This is a genomic window from Caballeronia sp. 11_S32, from assembly GCF_056930355.1.
On the sequence record NZ_JBXOWH010000004.1, the window covers coordinates 371,450 to 388,432 of the forward strand.

The 16,983-nt window shown below is 65.3% G+C and carries 16 protein-coding genes; 11 read left to right on the plus strand and 5 right to left on the minus strand.

From position 1 onward, the window contains the following. Nucleotides 1–39: 39 nt before the first annotated feature. The 4 genes from AC1Z32_RS27730 to AC1Z32_RS27745 all read left to right on the plus strand — a co-directional run bounded on the left by AC1Z32_RS27730 (nucleotide 40) and on the right by AC1Z32_RS27745 (nucleotide 6,013). Entirely contained in the window at nucleotides 40–3,396 is a 3,357-nt protein-coding gene (locus AC1Z32_RS27730; RefSeq protein WP_483482044.1) for an ATP-binding protein, read from the plus strand. Between the two features lie 152 nt (nucleotides 3,397–3,548). Then, entirely contained in the window at nucleotides 3,549–4,082 is a 534-nt protein-coding gene (locus AC1Z32_RS27735; protein ID WP_483482045.1) for a hypothetical protein, read from the plus strand. Between the two features lie 227 nt (nucleotides 4,083–4,309). Continuing rightward, nucleotides 4,310–4,576 (plus strand): RNA-binding protein, encoded by a 267-nt coding sequence (locus tag AC1Z32_RS27740; RefSeq protein WP_483482046.1) that lies wholly within the window; start codon nucleotides 4,310–4,312, stop codon nucleotides 4,574–4,576. Nucleotides 4,577–4,783: 207 nt separating this feature from the next. Next, nucleotides 4,784–6,013 (plus strand): L,D-transpeptidase, encoded by a 1,230-nt coding sequence (locus AC1Z32_RS27745; protein WP_483482047.1) that lies wholly within the window; start codon nucleotides 4,784–4,786, stop codon nucleotides 6,011–6,013. Between the two features lie 31 nt (nucleotides 6,014–6,044). On the opposite strand, the gene AC1Z32_RS27750 is transcribed toward AC1Z32_RS27745, so the two are convergent. Both AC1Z32_RS27750 and AC1Z32_RS27755 read right to left on the minus strand, forming a co-directional pair. Continuing rightward, entirely contained in the window at nucleotides 6,045–6,929 is an 885-nt protein-coding gene (locus tag AC1Z32_RS27750) for a DMT family transporter (RefSeq protein WP_483482048.1), read from the minus strand. Between the two features lie 90 nt (nucleotides 6,930–7,019). Next, entirely contained in the window at nucleotides 7,020–7,205 is a 186-nt protein-coding gene (locus AC1Z32_RS27755) for a hypothetical protein (RefSeq protein ID WP_062603768.1), read from the minus strand. A gap of 185 nt (nucleotides 7,206–7,390) precedes the next feature. On the opposite strand from AC1Z32_RS27755, the gene AC1Z32_RS27760 reads away from it, so the two are divergent. After that, nucleotides 7,391–8,146: a DeoR/GlpR family DNA-binding transcription regulator gene (locus AC1Z32_RS27760; protein ID WP_483482049.1), complete on the plus strand. Its 756-nt coding sequence runs from the start codon at nucleotides 7,391–7,393 to the stop codon at nucleotides 8,144–8,146. Between the two features lie 500 nt (nucleotides 8,147–8,646). Here AC1Z32_RS27760 and AC1Z32_RS27765 read toward each other — a convergent pair whose 3' ends face one another. Continuing rightward, nucleotides 8,647–9,015, minus strand: a complete 369-nt coding sequence (locus AC1Z32_RS27765; protein WP_483482050.1) for a hypothetical protein — start codon at nucleotides 9,013–9,015, stop codon at nucleotides 8,647–8,649. A 29-nt stretch (nucleotides 9,016–9,044) separates the two neighbouring features. On the opposite strand from AC1Z32_RS27765, the gene phnS reads away from it, so the two are divergent. The 5 genes from phnS to AC1Z32_RS27790 all read left to right on the plus strand — a co-directional run bounded on the left by phnS (nucleotide 9,045) and on the right by AC1Z32_RS27790 (nucleotide 15,609). Then, nucleotides 9,045–10,118: a 2-aminoethylphosphonate ABC transporter substrate-binding protein gene (gene phnS, locus AC1Z32_RS27770; RefSeq protein WP_483482051.1), complete on the plus strand. Its 1,074-nt coding sequence runs from the start codon at nucleotides 9,045–9,047 to the stop codon at nucleotides 10,116–10,118. 1 nt (nucleotide 10,119) lies between these two features. Continuing rightward, nucleotides 10,120–11,181 carry a 2-aminoethylphosphonate ABC transport system ATP-binding subunit PhnT gene (gene phnT, locus AC1Z32_RS27775; protein ID WP_483482052.1) on the plus strand — a complete coding sequence of 354 codons (1,062 nt, stop codon included), beginning with the start codon at nucleotides 10,120–10,122 and terminating at the stop codon, nucleotides 11,179–11,181. Beyond that, complete coding sequence (gene phnU / locus AC1Z32_RS27780; RefSeq protein ID WP_483482053.1) at nucleotides 11,159–12,088, plus strand: 2-aminoethylphosphonate ABC transporter permease subunit; 930 nt, start codon at nucleotides 11,159–11,161, stop codon at nucleotides 12,086–12,088. The genes phnT and phnU overlap by 23 nt, the downstream gene beginning before the upstream one ends. A gap of 1 nt (nucleotide 12,089) precedes the next feature. Next, nucleotides 12,090–12,902 (plus strand): 2-aminoethylphosphonate ABC transport system, membrane component PhnV, encoded by an 813-nt coding sequence (gene phnV / locus AC1Z32_RS27785; protein WP_483482054.1) that lies wholly within the window; start codon nucleotides 12,090–12,092, stop codon nucleotides 12,900–12,902. A gap of 253 nt (nucleotides 12,903–13,155) precedes the next feature. Beyond that, complete coding sequence (locus tag AC1Z32_RS27790) at nucleotides 13,156–15,609, plus strand: glycogen/starch/alpha-glucan phosphorylase (RefSeq protein WP_483482055.1); 2,454 nt, start codon at nucleotides 13,156–13,158, stop codon at nucleotides 15,607–15,609. Nucleotides 15,610–15,622: 13 nt separating this feature from the next. Here the strand turns inward: AC1Z32_RS27790 and AC1Z32_RS27795 are convergent, their stop codons facing one another. After that, on the minus strand, nucleotides 15,623–15,937 hold the full coding sequence (locus tag AC1Z32_RS27795; protein WP_483482056.1) for a hypothetical protein: 315 nt from the start codon (nucleotides 15,935–15,937) through the stop codon (nucleotides 15,623–15,625). 110 nt (nucleotides 15,938–16,047) lie between these two features. After that, on the minus strand, nucleotides 16,048–16,452 hold the full coding sequence (locus AC1Z32_RS27800) for a DUF6232 family protein (protein WP_483482057.1): 405 nt from the start codon (nucleotides 16,450–16,452) through the stop codon (nucleotides 16,048–16,050). Nucleotides 16,453–16,640: 188 nt separating this feature from the next. Here AC1Z32_RS27800 and AC1Z32_RS27805 point away from each other — a divergent pair, with 188 nt between their 5' ends. After that, entirely contained in the window at nucleotides 16,641–16,934 is a 294-nt protein-coding gene (locus tag AC1Z32_RS27805) for an ArsR/SmtB family transcription factor (protein WP_483482058.1), read from the plus strand. The last annotated feature ends 49 nt before the right edge of the window (nucleotides 16,935–16,983 follow it).

Sequence of the window (16,983 nt, forward strand, 5' to 3'; positions counted from 1 at the left end):
TTTTTGAGACACTAGCCGCACGTTTTAGAGGAGTGCGGCTTGTTCAATCGTGCGAGACATCGTGGCGACACCGTGCCGTTCGGGCTCGCGCGATGGCGCGCGTGCGCGGCGCGCGTGGCCTTTATCCTGATAGGCGTGCTGTGCGCGACGGCGGCGCACGCGCAAGGGCGCATCGTGATCGGCGCGGTGCCGGGCATGACGCCGCCGCTCGACATGGCCCATGAACGCGGTCAGCGCCTGCCGGAACCGCGCGGCATATCGGTCGACTATGCGCAGGCTGTCGCCGGCGCGCTCGATGCCGAAGCGCACTGGCGCCTTTATCCGAGCCGCGCCGCGCTCGTCGCGGCGCTCATCCGCGGCGAAATCGACATGGCCACGGGCGCGACCGGCGAGGACGGCGGCGCCGCGCTCGACTACAGCCGTCCGTATCTGCCCATCAAGCAGGTCTTCGTCGAGCCGCTCGAAAAGCGCGCACCGACGCATCGGCTTGCCTATGTCGATGCGCAAACCTCGCCGGCGCGTTTGAAGTCCGCGTATCCGTCGATGCAGCCGGCCGCCCATGCCGATCTGATCGGCGCGTTGCTCGCCGTATCGCTCGGCGATGCCGATGCCTTCGTCGGCGACATGACCGCCGCCGCCTACACGATCACGCATTTCGATCTGCCGAATCTGACCATCACCGGCGTCGCGGCCTTCGACGAAGACGGCTACCGCTTCGCGTTCGCGGCGAACCGGCCGGACGCGCGCGCGCTGCGCAAACGGGTGGACGATGCGCTCGCCGCGCTGCCGCCGGCATTCATTCTCGTCGAGCGTGCGCGCTGGAATCCGGGCGCGTCCGTGGTCACGCTGGAGAAGCAGATCGAGCTGACCGCCGAAGAGCGCGCATGGGTCCGCGCGCATCCCGTGGTGCGCTATTCGATGCTCGCGCAGGGCGCGCCGCTGACGTTCCGCGATTCGCGCGGCCGGCCGGCAGGCGCCGCGGTCGATTTTCTCGATGCGATCGCGCGCGTCACGGGTTTGCGCTTCGAGGCCCGCGTGCGCGATACCACGGAGCAGTTGAAAGCCGACCTGCAAAGCGGCGCGTCGGCGATTCTGCCGTACGGCGTGGGCGATGCGTCGGCCATGCCCGGCGGCGTCGCCACCGTGCCGACCGGGGAAGGCATTCTTGGGATCGTGACCGCGGCCGGTCAGCCGCCGCTGCGCGATGCCGCCGCGCTCGCGGGCAAGCGGATCGCGCTGCCGAACGCTTCGCTGCTGCACGATCTCCTGACGAAGCATGCGCCGGGGGCGCGGTTCGTCCCCACGCGTGCCTTCGAAGGACAGTTCCGCGCCGTGGCCAAAGGCGAGGCCGATGCCACCATCGTGGATCTGGCCCTCGCGAACTACGCGGTGGGCAATCCGTATCGCGGCAAGCTCGTGCTGAGCGGCGTGCTGTCGACGCAGCCGGTGCCGTACGGTCTCATCGTCGCGGCCAATGAGCCGGTGCTGCGCGGCATCGTCGATCGCGCGATCGCGAGTCTGCCGCCGCCGGAACTGGAGGCGATCCGCGCGCGCTGGCAGCTCTCCGAACATCCCGAGATGCTGTGGGAGCGCCGCCGCCCGCAGGTCGAGCTCGGCGCGTTGCTCGGCGCCGCGTTCCTGTTCGTGCTCGCGGGCTGGGCGCTGACGCTGCGCGTGCAGATCGCGCGCCGGATCGCGGCCGAAAACGCGATGCGCGCCGCGAAGGAAGAGGCCGAAACGGCGAACCGCGCGAAATCGACCTTCCTCGCGACGATGAGCCACGAAATCCGCACGCCGATGAACGCCGTGCTCGGTCTGCTCGAAATGGAATTGCGCGCGCCCGGAGAACGCGCCGCGACCGAGCGCGCCCTCTCGACCGCGCACCGCGCCGCGCTCGATCTGCTCGGCATGATCGACGACCTGCTCGATGTCGCGAAGATCGAGGCCGAGCGGCTCGTGCTCGCGCCGGCGCCGCTCGAGATCGATGCGTGGATTGCGGGCGTCGCGGCCATCTACGAGCCCGCCGCGCGCGCGAAGGGCGTCGGGCTCGTCGTGAAGCGTCTGTCCGATGGCGCTCCGGCCTGGATCCTCGCCGATGGCCAGCGCTTGCGGCAGGTCGTCGGCAATCTGCTGTCGAACGCGATCAAGTTCACCGAGATCGGCGCGGTCACGCTCGAGTATGGCGTCGCGCCGCCGCGCGAGGGCAGGCGCGCGGTGACGCTCGCGGTATCGGACACGGGCATCGGCATCGCGCCGGAAAAGCAGGCCATGCTCTTCACGCCTTTCGTGCAGGCGCACGAAGGCCGCGCGCGCCACTACGGCGGCACCGGACTCGGACTCACCATCAGCAAGCGGCTCGTCACGATGATGGGCGGCGCAATCGATTTGTCGAGCGAACCGGGGCGCGGCACGCGCTTCACGGTGCGGATCGATTTTTCCGTCGCGGATGCCGTCGCGCCGCCCGCCGATGCGCGGCCCGCGGCGGCGAGCGCGGCCGCCGGGTCGCTCGCGGGCCTGTCCGTGCTCGTCGTAGACGATCATCCGGCCAACCGTATCGTGCTCGACGGGCAGATCAGGCTGCTCGGCGGCACCGCGCAACTGGCCGTCGACGGCAAGAGCGCGCTCGCGCGCTGGCGCGCCGGGCCGCGTGCGTTCGACGTCATTCTCACCGACTGCTCGATGCCCGAAATGAGCGGCGAGGAGCTGGCGCGGGCGATCCGCGACGAAGAAGCACGGGACGCGTCGGACGATCCGGCGAAGCGCGCCGTGCCGATCGTCGGCCTGACCGCGAACGCGCAACCCGAGGCGGCGGCGCGGGCGATCGCGTCGGGCATGACCGCGTGTCTCGTGAAGCCGCTCGGTCTCGACGATTTGCGCGACGCGTTGTTCGCCGCCACGCTCGACCGGGACGTGTCCGCCGGTGCGCCGCCGCCGCGCACGCAGTCGCCCGAAGCCGAAGCCGAAGCCGAAGCCGAAGCCGAAGCCGAAGCCGAAGCCGAAGCCGAAGCCGAAGCCGAAGCCGAAGCCGAAGCCGAAACGCCACTGTTCGACCGCGCGTTGCTTGCGGGCTTCGGCGAGCAGGCCGGCGCGCTCGTCGACACGTTGAAGGCTGCCAACGCGCAAGATCTCGCCGACGCGCACGCCGCATTCGGCGACTGCGATCACGCGCGCCTGCGCGACATCGCGCATCGCATGAAGGGCGCTGCGGCGGTGATCGGGGCGGCGCCGTTCGTGCGCGCGTGCGTCGCGTTGCAGCGCGACTGCGAGCACGCAATCGACGAGGACCGCAACGGCGAGGACGACGCGCGCATCGCGGCATCGTTCGCGGCATTCGCCGCGGCGGAACAAGCGCTCGATGCCGCGCTCGACGCGGCGCTCGCGGGCCGTGTCGCGTAACGCTCCTTACCATCCGATGCGTCGTCCCGACGCGCTTCGACACGCGCGATCGACGCTTCGCGTGCAACGCGCGATTCGTGTGTTTTAATTGAACCTCCGATCATCTCGAAAACATGCGGCGATCGCGGCCGCGATGGATGGCGCATAGAGGAATGAGTCGAAGGGACAACGGGTTCATCGAGGAACCGAAGCCAGGCGCGGGCCGCACCGGCCGGACCGCGCGCGCGGTGCTGGCGTGCTGCTGCGCGGTGTTCGCGTTCATGCCGGGCACGTCGTGCGCGCAACGCGCCGAATGGCTCGATGCGCGCGTCACGCAGACAACCATCATCGATACGATCTGCGTGCCGGGCTACGTGGATCGCGTGCTGCCGTCCTTCGAAATCCAGATGCGCCAGAAAGAGCGGCTCTTGAAGCAGCGCAGCATCGACGCATCGTTCGCGGCGGAATACGCGCTCGATCACCGCATGCCGGTGCTGCTCGGCGGCTCGCCCAACTCGCCCGCGAATCTCGATCTGCGCCGCTGGGAAGGCCGCGCGGGCCAGCGCCGCAAGGAGCGGCTCGCGGTCTATCTGAAGCGCTGCGTCTGCACCGGCGATATCACCCTCAAAGACGCGCAGACCGCGATGGCGGGCGACTGGCCCAATCGGTATCCGAATCTTTCCAGCATGACGTGCAGCGGCTTCTGACGATTGGTTCCCCGCATCCGTCCGATTTAGAACATCTATTGAAAAAGGCGGAATGTCGCGGCACGCGCGCGGTCTACGGGATTAGTATGGAGCTATCTCGAAATTGGCCGTGGAGTTGCGATGATGTTCGTTTATGTGTCCCTGTTCGTTGTCGGTACGCTCGCGGCGCGCATGATGGCCGGGCCGCGCCGTGCGCCCGTGCGCGTGCGCGCAAGAAGGTGGCGGCGATGAACCTGCTCGTCTGGAATCTTCCCCAGCGCTGCGCCGCGCGCGACGTGCGGCGTTTTCTCGAACACGAGCTCGGCGGCTATGCGAGCGACATCGAGGTCCACGGCGCGGGCACCGCCGAGGCCTATGCGACCGCGAAGCTCGCGACCGACGTGCCCTACATCGGTGAGGCGATCGCGCAACGGCTCTGCCATCAGCGGTTTCGCGACTTGCCCTTGCGCGCCCGCGCCTCGGCTTCCGGCGACGCGTCCACCCGCCTGCATTGACGAATCTCCGGCGCGAGCCTCGTCGCGCGCGCCCGGAATGAACTTTGCTGAGCCTCCCCTGACGAACGTTATGTAGCGGCGAAGCCGGTGTCTCGTGCGCACCGGCTTTTTTGTCGATGCGCGCCGCGGCTTCGCGCATGCGCCGCTCGAACCGGTCGATCCAGTGGATCGTCCGCGGGCCGAAGGCAAAGGGGATCATTCGAATCGATGCAGCAGGCAGGCAAGAACAAGACGCCGTTCGGCGCGAGGTTTTTCGTGAGCGCAGCGGCTGGCGCGCTTCTTTCGATTGCGACGGCGGCGCACGCGCAGCAGGCGGCGTCGGGGGCATCGGGAACGTCGGCGCAGGGCCATGTGACGGCGCGGCCCGTCGCGCCTCTGGCGCCCCGCACGCCCGTTCCGCCGATGCCGCAGAGCGCCGGCATTGCGCAGGGCGCGAGCGTACCCGCGCGCGCGCTTCCCGCCATGCCCGTGCCGATGCCCGCGCCAGCGGCGTCGGGGGCTGCGGGCGCGTCGGCGGCTTCCGAGGCTTCCGCCGCCTCGGCGGCAAGTGCGGCATCGGCCGCGAGTGCCGCGAGTGCCGCGAGTGCCGCGTCGGAAGCGCAGGCGCCCGAAGTGCCCTTGCCGCAGGAGCCACCGGAGCCGAATTTCGCGCAGCGCACCGGCATGCCGCCGACGGGCGCATTCGCAATGCGGCAGACGTACGCGAAGGAAGTGGACAGGCGGCTGACGGTGCCTGTCGCGGACCAGCAGGCCTATGGCCGCCTGTTGCAACACGTGCTCGATGAAGACGGCCGCGGCGATCTCGCCAACGAGTTCGTCGTGATGGTCGATCGCAGCGCGAACGTGCAGGCGATCTTCGTCTACTTCCGCGCGAAGGCGGGCGATGCATGGTCGATGATCGGCGCGTCGCCGGTCTCGACGGGGCGTCCCGGCACTTTCGATCATTTCGTCACGCCGCTCGGCGTGTTCCAGCACGTGCCGGGCAACATGGACTTCCGCGCCGAGGGCACGTTGAACGAGTTCAACATCCGTGGCTATGGCGCGCGCGACATGCGCATCTACGATTTCGGCTGGGCCGACGGCGAGCGCGGCTGGGGCAAGGGCGGCAAATCGCCGATGCGTTTCCAGATGCATGCCACCGATCCCGAGAAGCTCGAGCCCCTGCTCGGCATGCGGCATTCGAAGGGCTGCGTGCGCATCCCGTCGACGCTGAATACGTTCTTCGATCACCACGGCATCATCGATGCGCAATACGAGGCGCGCGTCGCTGAAGGCCAGTCGATGTGGGTCCTGAAGGCCACGCGCAAGACGACGCCGTGGGCGGGGCATTACGTCGTCGTCGTCGATACGGGCAGGAAGACGCGGCCGGCGTGGTCGCCGGGTCCTGGCAAGGCGGTGCGCGAGCACATTCCGGCGGGCGCGGAGACGGCCGACTGAGTTTCCGTCGACGTGCTGCTTCTCGCGTTTTCTATTTCGCGCGCGCGAGCAGCACGCCTGCGAGCGCGACCGCAAAGCCCGCCAGCTGCACCGCGTCGAGCGTTTCGCCGAACGCGACATAGCTTTCGAGCGCGGCGAGCGGCGGCGCGAGAAACAGCAGGGCGGTGGCGCGCGATGCGTCGCCACGGCGGACCATCCACACGAGCAGCGTCGTCGCGACGCCCGACAGCATCAGGATGCCCCATGCGAGCGCGAGCCACGTCGTCGTCGATGCAATGAAGCGATGTTCGTCGAGCGCGAGTACGAGTATCAGCGCGACGATCGCCGCGCCGGCGTTCTGCAGCGCGCTGGCGCTGCGGATATCGGCGTGCGCGAGCGAGGTCTTCTGATAGAGCGTGCCCGCCGTGATCGCGACGACGGCGAGCACCGCGATCGTCACGACGAGCCATTGCGGCGCGTGTCCGTTCGGCGCGTGACCGATATGCGCGCCGCTCGCGGCGATCTTCGGCGCGAGCACGAGCGCCACGCCGACGAGGCCGAGCACGAGCCCGCTCCATGCGCGCGGCGAGAGCCGTTCACCGAAGAGCCGCGCGGCCACGGCGGCGGTAAGAAGCGGCTGGAGCGCGCCGAGCAGCGCCATGATGCCCGCGCCGAGCCCTTGAGCGACGGCCCAGTAGCCCGCGCCGAGATAGACGCCTTGAAGGAGCGCGCCGGCGAACAAATGCCGGCCGATGTCGCGGCCCCTGGGCCACGGCGTGCGCGTGATGGCGGCGATCGCGAAAAACAGCAGCGTCGTGCCGGCAAAGCGCGCGAGCAGATACAGATTCGGGTCGACGTAGGGCGTGATCGCCCGCGCGACGATGAACCCTGTCGACCAGAGGAACACGAAGACGGGCGCGGCGAGAATCGAAACCATGTGAGGCATGTGGCGAGAGGAGATGCCGCAGTATCGGTCCGATGACGCGGGTTCGTCTTGTCTAACCGTGCACTCGCCGGTCGGGACGCCTCATTCGATCGTGAAGGTGTCGAGCGGCTGGTTCGCGCGGGCATCGCTCGCGAAGCGCCGCGATAGCTGCGCATGCAAGCGCTTTGCTTCGTCGAGTGTGAGATCGATCCAGTAAGGATCGCCCGCTGCGTCGTTCAAACGTTCGGGGGGAAACTGAATTTCGATCACCACGCCTTTCTTGTACATCGGATGCCTTTTTCGAAGCTCGAGCGGAGCGAAAGAGTCTAGCGGACGCGCGCTCTTCGATTGCGCACGCGGCGGAAAGAATGCGTTGCGCGATATGGCTTGACGCGTTGCGCTTGCCAAGGAAATGCCACATAAGGCCGCTAAACTCCACACGCCGCCTTGCTTCCATTTTCCTTGATCGACCGATGCTCGCCGAACAACGTCACCAGTACATCCTTTCCGAGCTGGACAAGCATGGCGCGCTCGCGGTGGCCGATCTCGTGCGCGCGCTGTCCGTGTCGCGCGAGACCGTGCGGCGCGATCTGAACACGCTTGCTGAACGCGGCCTCGTGACGACGACGCATGGCGGCGCGCTGTCGGTCGATCGTCGTGAGCCGCATGTCGATGTGCGCGAAGGGGAGAACGCGGCGGCGAAGCATGCTATCGGTGTGCGCGCGGCGGCGTTCGTGCCGGATGGGGCTTCGCTCATCATCGATTCGGGGAGCACGACGCAGGCGGTGGCGCGTGCGCTAGCACAGCGGCATCGGCTGACGGTCTATACCAATGACTGGCGTATTGCGATGCTGCTTGCACGGCGCAATGGCAATCGCGTTACGTTGCTTGGCGGTGAGATCGCGGACCTCGAAGACGCGACGTTCGGGCTGGATACGATCCAGCAGCTTTCGCAGTATCACGCGGATTTTGCTTTCATTGGGGCGGGGGGGATTACTGTCGATGGGCATCTAACGGATTATTCGCGGCTCGCCGCCGAAGTGCGCGGGGGGATGATTGCTTCCGCGGGTTGTGCTGTCGTTGTTGCTGATCGGTCGAAGTTTGGTTTGGTTACGCCGGTGAGGATTCGAGGGTTCGAGTTGGTGCGGTATCTTGTTACCGAGGCTGCGCCTGATAAGGGTATTCGGCGGGTTATTGCTTCTCGGGGGCCGGAGTTGCTTGTGGCTTAGTTGTTTGCTTGTTTGCTTGCTTGGACTTCTATGAAATCCTGTTTTCGCGTTGGTCTATTTGCTCTGCCCCTGTGCGGGGCGGCAGTCACTTTCTTTGCTGCTGCAAAGAAAGTAACCAAAGAAACAGCTTGTCCCATCCAAAGTGCTTCAGGCCGGCCCCGGCACAGAAGATGGTATGTGGTCCGGCAGTAGCGAGTGCCCTCAAAGGCCTAACCGGGCTTGGATCGCGCACGGTCTGCCACATCGCACCGTTTAACTGACTGGTAAGGCGCGATTTAGCTCCAGCCCGCTTCGCGGCCGACCGGTCAATCGGGGCGCCGCACACTTCCTTGCTAATGCTTCTATCTCTCCGCATTCGCCCACCGCTGGTTTCCCTTGCAAACCCATCGGCAGCGCGTAGCGCTGTGCCGGAGCTATTTGGTGCTGAACCAGTTGGTTAAGCGGCGCGATGTGTCAGACCGTGCGCGATCCAAGCCCGGAGAGTTTTGTGAGGGCACTGGCTACTGCCGGACCACATACGATCTTCTGTGCCGGGGCCGGTGTGAAGTACTTTGGATGGGGATAGCTGTTTCTTTGGTTACTTTCTTTGCAGCAGCAAAGAAAGTGACTGCCGCCCCGCACAGGGGCAGAGCAAATAGACCGACACGAAACCAGGATTTCATAGAAGCCCAAGCAAGCAAAACAAAAGCAAGCAAAACAAAAGCAAGCAAAACAAAAGCAAGCAAAACAAAAGCAAGCAAAACAAAAGCAAGCAAAACAAAAGCCCTCCCATTTGGCGAAATGTGCAGATACGTGGCGCACTGTGGCGCCTTCACGTCGATGTCACAGATCTCTGCAATCCTTCGGGTCGGAAGGTCGCGCCCGACCATCCACCATCCCCAAAAAACGAGAGTTCACCATGACCCGCGATTTCCGCCTCGCGCGCAACGTGCTGCCGGCGTTCGCCGCCGCTTTCACGATCCTTGCCGCGATGCCCGTGCACGCCGCCGACGCCGTCGTCCTCTACACCGCCGACGGCCTCGAGAATCTCTACAAGGACGTGCTTCCCGCATTCGAAAAGAAAGAAGGGGTGAAGGTCAACATCGTCACCGCGGGCAGCGGCGAAGTCGTGAACCGCGCGACCGTCGAAAAGGATTCGCCCAAAGCGGATGTGCTCGTCACGTTGCCGCCGTTCATTCAGCAAGCGCAGCAAGGCGGCCTCCTGCAGCCGTATCAGAGCGTGAACTACAAGAACGTGCCCGCGATCGCGAAAGCGCAAGACGGCGCATGGGCCACGTTCGTGAACAACTACTTCTCGTTCGCGATCAATCCGGAAGTCACGAAGACAGCGCCGAAAACGTTCGCCGATCTGCTGCATCCGAACTACTCGGGCAAGATCGCGTATTCGAATCCGGCAACGGCCGGCGACGGCATGGCCGTCATCATCCTCACCTCCGCGCTGATGGGCGAGGACAAAGCCTTCGAATATCTCAAGTCGCTCGAGCAAAGCGCGAAGTTCCACACCAAGGGCACGGGCTATCTCGACGTGCTGCTCTCGCGTAACGAGATCGCCTTCGCAAACGGCGACCTGCAAATGGACCTCGACGATGCCGCGAACGGCGGCCTCTCGATCAAGCCGCTCTTCCTTTCGCACAAGGCCGGCGAAGCGCCGACCACGTTCCAGCTGCCCTACGCTATCGGCCTCATCAAGGGCGGGCCGAATCAGGCGGCGGGCAAGAAGCTGATCGACTATCTGATGTCGTCGGATGTGCAGGCGAAGGTGCCCGATATCTACGGCATCCCGGGCCGCACCGATGTGCCGCTCGCCGGCAAGAACGGCGATGCGGTGAAGCAGGCGATCTCGGGCGTGAAGCTGATTCCGGTCGACTGGAACGTCGTCATGCAGAAGAAGGCAGGCTGGACCGAGCGCTGGAAGACCGAAGTGATCGGCAACTCGGGCAAGCAGACCGAAGTCGTCAAGCCGAAGTCGTAACGTGAGCGCCGTTCCTCAAGAAGCGCCCGGCGCTCACTGCACGCCGGGCGTGCACATCGATCGTCTCTCGGTGCGCTTCGGCGCGCGCACCGTGCTCGACGATATTTCGTTGCACATCGATCGCGGCGAGTTCCTGACGGTGCTCGGCCGAAGCGGCTGCGGCAAGACCACGCTGCTGCGCTTCATCGCGGGATTCGTCAAGGCCGATGCGCTCGCGGGCACGCTCTCCATCGCGGGCCGCGATCTCACGCACGTGCCGCCGCATCAACGCAATCTCGGGCTGCTGTTCCAGAGCTATGCGCTCTTTCCGCATCTCTCCGTATTCGATAACGTCGCGTTCGGCCTGCGCGCGCGCAAGCTGAAGACGAGCGAAATAGCAAGACGCGTCGCCGATGCGCTCAAGCTCGTGCAGCTCGCCGATGCCGGTCACGTCATGCCTGCGCAGTTATCCGGCGGCATGCAGCAGCGCGTCGCACTGGCGCGCGCGCTCGTCATCGAACCGGATGTGCTGCTGCTCGATGAACCGCTGTCCGCGCTCGATGCGAACCTGCGCGCGTCGGTGCGCAGCGAACTGAAGGCGCTGCATGAGCGCTTGCCGAACCTGACGATCGTCTGCGTGACGCACGATCAGGATGACGCGCTCGTGCTTTCCGATCGCACGCTCCTGATGCGCGATGGCCGCATCGCGCAACTCGGCGCGCCGCGCGAACTCTACGACGCGCCCAACGATGCGTTCGTCGCGCGCTATCTTGGCGCGGCGAATCTCCTGCCGCCGCGCGTGGTGTATCCCGTCGGCGATGCGCGGCACGACGACCGCGAGCGTCTCGCGTGCATTCGTCCCGAGCGCTTCATGATCGTGCCGCTCGGCGAAGGTCCGCTGCATGGCACGATCGCGTCCGTCGAATGGTATGGCGCGGCGCTTTCGATTTCCGTCGCGCTCGATGCGTTGCCCGGCGAGCCCGTGCTCGTGACGACGCAGCGCGGCCATTCACGCATGCCCGACAAAGGCACGCGCGTTTCACTTCGCTTCGAGGCTGACGATGTCGTCCTTGTTCGTTCCTGACAGCGTCGCGCGCAACGAAGGCGGCATCAGCGATGCGGATCTCTCCGCGCAGTTCGCCGCGCATGCGCAAGAGGCGAAGCGCCGCGAGCGCAAGGGGCAGTGGCATCTGCTCTTCATTCTCGTGTGCGTTCTCGGGCCGCTCGTCGTGTATCCGCTCGCGCGGCTCGTGATGTTGAGCGTGACCGGGCCGCACGGCTTCACGCTGCACGCGTACACCGCGTTCTTCGGCAATCCGGAAACGCGCGGCATGATCGGCACGACGCTCGGCATCCTCTTCGCGAGCGCGGGCATCGCGTCGCTGCTCGGCGTCGCGCTCGCGTCGATGTTGTTCTTCAGGCCGTTCGCGGGCGCGCGTCTGCTCACGCGCTTCCTGGAGTTGTTCGTCGCGTTTCCGTCGTTTCTGGTGGCGTTCACGCTGATCTTTCTCTATGGCTCGCAAGGCTCGGTGAGCATCGGCCTGCAGCGGCTCTTTTCGCTCGATGCGGCGCCGCTCGATTTCCTCTTCGGCATCGGCGGCGTGATTCTCGCGGAAGTCGTGTTCTATGCGCCGTTCGTCGTACGCCCGACGCTCGCGTCGTACGCGACCCTCGACATGCGCCTCGTCGAAGCGGCGAAGAGCCTCGGCGCCGACGGCTGGATGGTCGCCATGAAGGTCGTCTTGCCGCTCGCGTGGCCAGGCATCGCGGCGGGCACGATCCTGTGCTTCCTGCTTACGCTGAACGAATTCGGCATTCTGCTCGTGCTCGGCAGCGCGCATCTGATCACCTTGCCGATCGCGATCTACAGCGCCGCGACCGTAGATCTCGATCTGCCCACTGCGGCGGCGGGATCGGTCGTGATGCTGCTGATGTCGCTGTCGCTCTACGCGCTGTATCGGCGTGTCGACCGCCGCTCGGGAGGGCGCTGACATGCAGCTTTCGGCTTCATCGCGCTTCACGCCCGGCGCATTGCTTCGCATCGCGTTCACCGGCTTCGTCGCGCTGCTCTGCTTCTGGCTTTTCGTATTGCCGGTGGCCGTCGTTGCGCTGTCGAGCGTCGCGTCGCACTGGTCGGGAACGATCTTTCCCGATGGCGTCAGCCTGCGCTGGTTCGCGCGGCTTTCATCGAGCGATCTCGATGCGGTCACGACGAGTCTCGAAGTCGGCCTCGGCGTCGCGATGCTCGGCACGGCCCTCGGCCTGTGGCTCGCGCTCGCGCTGGAAGGTCACGACCGGCGCGGACTCGGCGCGCTCGTCGATGCCGTCGCGATGATGGGCAGCGGCGTGCCGAGCGTCGTGCTCGGTCTCGCGGTGTTGATCGCGTATCACAAGCGTCCGCTCGATCTGTCGGGATCGGCCGCGATTGTCGTGCTCGTGCAGCTCGCGCTCGTGCTGCCGTTCTGCTATCGGTGCGCGGCGGCCGCGTTACGTCCCGAGCTGACGACGCTGCGCGAAGCGGCCGCCAGTCTCGGCGCGCCGCCGCGCATGGTGCTTGCGCGCGTGGTGTTGCCGCAACTCGTGCCCGCGATCCGCGCGAGCCTGGCGCTCGGCTTCGCGCTGTCGCTCGGCGAACTGGGCGCGACGCTGACCGTCTATCCGCCGGGCTTCGCGACGGTGCCGATCGTCGTCGTGGGGCAGGTCAATCGCGGCTACTATCTGCCCGCGTCGGCGCTAGCGCTGATTCTGCTCGCTGTCTCGCTTGCCGCGCTTGTGCTGATCGCCGCGCGTGCGCCGCGCCGTTGACTCGCGCGTTAAACATCAGGATGACGAATCAAATCGGCGCGGTTCGCGGCTTTGGCGCAGGCGCAACTTAGCAATTCGCGGGCCTCGCCCCTTTCGGCCTTGTCATACCAAAAAAAATAAAACTGGCGTAACCTGCACGTTCAGGCACGGCCGCACCCGCCGACCGGAGCGAGGCGCCATTTTGGGGCGTCCGATTTGAACTCCCGTCGTGCTTTCGTGGTCGTTGCATATGTCGCAAAAACCGGAGGTTCCGATGACATCCGTCGACCTGGAATTCGACCAGCTCAACAGCACCGTCGATGCGCTCAGGCGCTCCATCTCGAACCGCCTGATGTACGGCGTCGGCAAGGATTCGGTCACCGCGCAGCCGCGCGACTGGCTCCATGCCGCTGAACTCGCAGTGCGCGACCGCCTCGTCGCACGCTGGATGCGCACCACGCGGCTGCAATATGAACAAGACGTGAAACGCGTCTACTACCTGTCGATGGAGTTTCTCATCGGCAGGACCTTCAGCAATGCGCTGCTCGCGCTAGGCATCTACGACGAAGTGCGCGATGCGCTCGCGGGGCTCGGCGTGGATCTCGCGGCGCTCGAAGAGCTGGAGCCGGACGCCGCGCTCGGCAACGGCGGCCTTGGCCGTCTCGCGGCCTGTTTCCTCGATTCGATGGCGACCGTGGGCGTGCCGGGCTTCGGCTACGGCATCCGTTACGACTACGGGATGTTCCGGCAGACGATCGTCGACGGCAATCAGGTCGAAATGCCCGATTACTGGCTGCGCGCGGGCAATCCGTGGGAGTTTCCGCGGCCCGAGGTGGTCTATACGGTGCATTTCGGCGGCCGCACCGTGCAGCATGAGGACCGCACCGACTGGATCGACACCGAGCACGTCAACGCGATGGCGTACGACACGGTCATCCCCGGCTTCGCCACGACCGCGACGAACACGCTGCGCCTGTGGTCCGCGCGCGCAACCGACGAGTTCGATCTGTCCGCGTTCAACCAGGGCGACTATCGCCGCGCGGTGGAGGCGAAGAACACGTCCGAGCACGTTTCGCGTCTGCTGTATCCCGACGATTCGACGCAGGCCGGCCGCGAATTGCGTCTGCGCCAGGAGTACTTCTTCGTCTCCGCGACGATGCAGGATCTGATCCGCCGCTATCAGCGCACGCACACGCATTTCGGCCGGCTCGCGGAGAAGGTCGCGGTGCATCTGAACGATACGCACCCCGTGCTCGCGATTCCCGAGCTGATGCGTCTGCTCGTCGACCGGCACCATCTTCCGTGGGACAAGGCGTGGAAGCTCGTGCAGCAGATGTTCTCCTACACGAACCACACGCTGATGCCCGAAGCGCTCGAAACGTGGGACGTCGAGATGCTCGCGCGTCTGTTGCCGCGGCATCTGGAGATCATCTTCGAGATCAACGCGCAGTTCCTCAAGCAGGTCACGGAGAAGTTCGGCCGCGATGTCGATCTGATTCGCCGCATCTCGCTCGTCGATGAATACGGCCAGCGCCGCGTGCGCATGGCGCATCTCGCGATCGTCGCGAGCCACAAGGTGAACGGCGTGTCGAAGCTGCACTCGCAACTGATGGTGCAGAACATCTTCTCCGACTTCGCGCGCATGTATCCGGAGCGCTTCACCAATGTGACGAACGGCATCACGCCGCGCCGCTGGCTCGCGCAGGCGAGCCCGTCGCTGTCCGCGCTGATCGACAAGCGGCTCGGGCCGCGCTGGCGCACCGATCTCTTCGAGCTCGGCCGTCTGCGCGAATGGCGCGACGATCCCGAGTTCTGCAAGGCTTTTCACGACGCGAAGTTCGCCAACAAGCTTCGACTGGTGGAACGCGCGAAGCGCGAGGCCAACGCGATCATCAATCCTGATGCGCTGTTCGATCTTCAGGTGAAGCGCATCCACGAATACAAGCGGCAACTGCTCAACATCCTGTACGTGATCGTGCGCTACAACCGCATTCGCGAGAATCCGGAGAAGGACTGGACGCCGCGCGTCGTGATGTTCGCGGGCAAGGCGGCTTCGGCCTACAAGATGGCGAAGAACATCATCAAGCTCATCAACGATGTCGCGAAGAAGGTGAACGCAGACCCGCTCGTGGGCGACCGGCTGAAGGTGGGTTTCATTCCGAATTACGGCGTCTCGGTGGCCGAGCTCATCATTCCGGCAGCGGATCTGTCGGAGCAGATTTCAATGGCCGGCACCGAGGCATCGGGCACCGGCAACATGAAGCTCGCGCTGAACGGCGCGCTGACCATCGGCACGCTCGATGGCGCGAACATCGAAATCTGCGATGCCGTGGGGCGCGAGAATATCTTCATCTTCGGCAATACGACCGATGAGATCGAATCGCTGCGCGCGGCGGGTTATCGGCCGCGGCAGATCTACGAGGAGAACCTGGAGCTGAAGATCGCGCTCGATCAGATCCGCCTCGGGCATTTCTCGCCGGAGGAGCCGCATCGCTTTTACGACATCTTCCATACGCTCGTGGACTGGGGCGATCACTACATGGTGCTCGCCGATTTCGACAGCTTCGACAAGACGCAAACCGAAGTCGATCTCAAGTTCCGCGACAAGGACGCGTGGACCCGGAGCGCGATCGAGAATGTCGCGGGCATGGGCATCTTTTCGTCGGATCGAACGATCGCGGAGTATGCGCGCGAAATCTGGCACGTCGAGACCTTGCAGGTGACGTGAGGCGGTCGAGCGCTCAACGCCGCGTGATGCGAATCACCCGGCCGAGCGTTGCGTTGGGAAACCACGCGGTGATTTTGCCGATCACCGCGTTCACGTCCGCGCTGTCCGTTTCCACGTAGAGTGTCGTGCAGTCTCGGCGGCGGTTCGTCGCGACGACGTGTGCGCGCACGTGCGCGCCGAAAGCGTGCGCGAGCAGTTCGCGCGCGGGCGCGGAGTTCAGGCCGGGCACGGTCAGATCGAACGCGAGGCAGTGGTGCGTTTCGCGGCGGCGGGGCGAGCCGCCGTTGAGTGCATGGGGAAGGACAGAAAGGTCGGATGTGCGGTACATCGATGATAGCCGCCCGATGGCGGCCCGAAGTGGCAACGTGTCCACTTTATCGCCGCGCACCTAAACGCGGCGATAAAGTCGCGCGCCGCGATATCAACGCCGTATAAAGATCACGCTTGCGGTTTGGCCGCCGCGCCTGCCGCATGCTTCACGACCGCTTCGCCGACGAGCTCGGCCACTTTGTCCGCGAACGCCTGATCCTTCGTGATGAGCACTTCGCGCTCGCCGTCGGGCGTCGAGACCATCAACTGATAGATCACGTCCTGCGTGATCCACGTCAGGTATCCCACCACGACGATCATCACGCCGAGCACGAGCGCCGCGCCCGAGCCGCTGACGATGCCCGCGCCGAGCACGACGAGCCCGATCAGCGCAATGATGATGGGCAGCGGCTTCTGGCGCGGAATCATCACGACGCGCGCGGCGCGCAGATCGCGCAGCGGAATCATCTGCCCCGATGCCGAGAGGCCGGCGCGCGAGAGCGTCACGCCGCGTTCGTTGAAAGGAGTATCCATAAAGGTTTCGTTGTTTCTTTTGCGGCTGATGAAACCGCGCAGATTACCAGACAGCGCGGCGCGGCGGCATGTCGCGGGTTGACGCATTCGCTGCCGGGCTTGCATATCGGAAATCTCCGATATATACTTCGCAACAAGACGATTCGGAAAGCTTCCACGTTCCGTCCGTCAGACGCACGAGCAACGAAATGGACATCGACGCAATTCACAAGGCCCTCGCCAACCCCCTTCGCCGCGAGATTCTCGAATGGCTGAAGGAGCCGGAACGGCATTTCCCTAACCAGGAACTGCCGTTGTCGCATGGTGTTTGCGCGGGTCAGATCGATGGGCGCTGCGGCATGTCGCAGTCCACCGTTTCGGCGCATCTCGCGACCTTGCACAAAGCCGGGCTCGTCACCACGAAGCGCGTTGGACAGTGGGTGTTTTTCAGGCGCGACGAAGCGGTCATTCAGGCATTCCGCGATTCCATCGGGAATCTTTGAGCCTGCTTGCCGTAGGGTGAAAGTCTGCTTTCAACTTCATTAGGACACC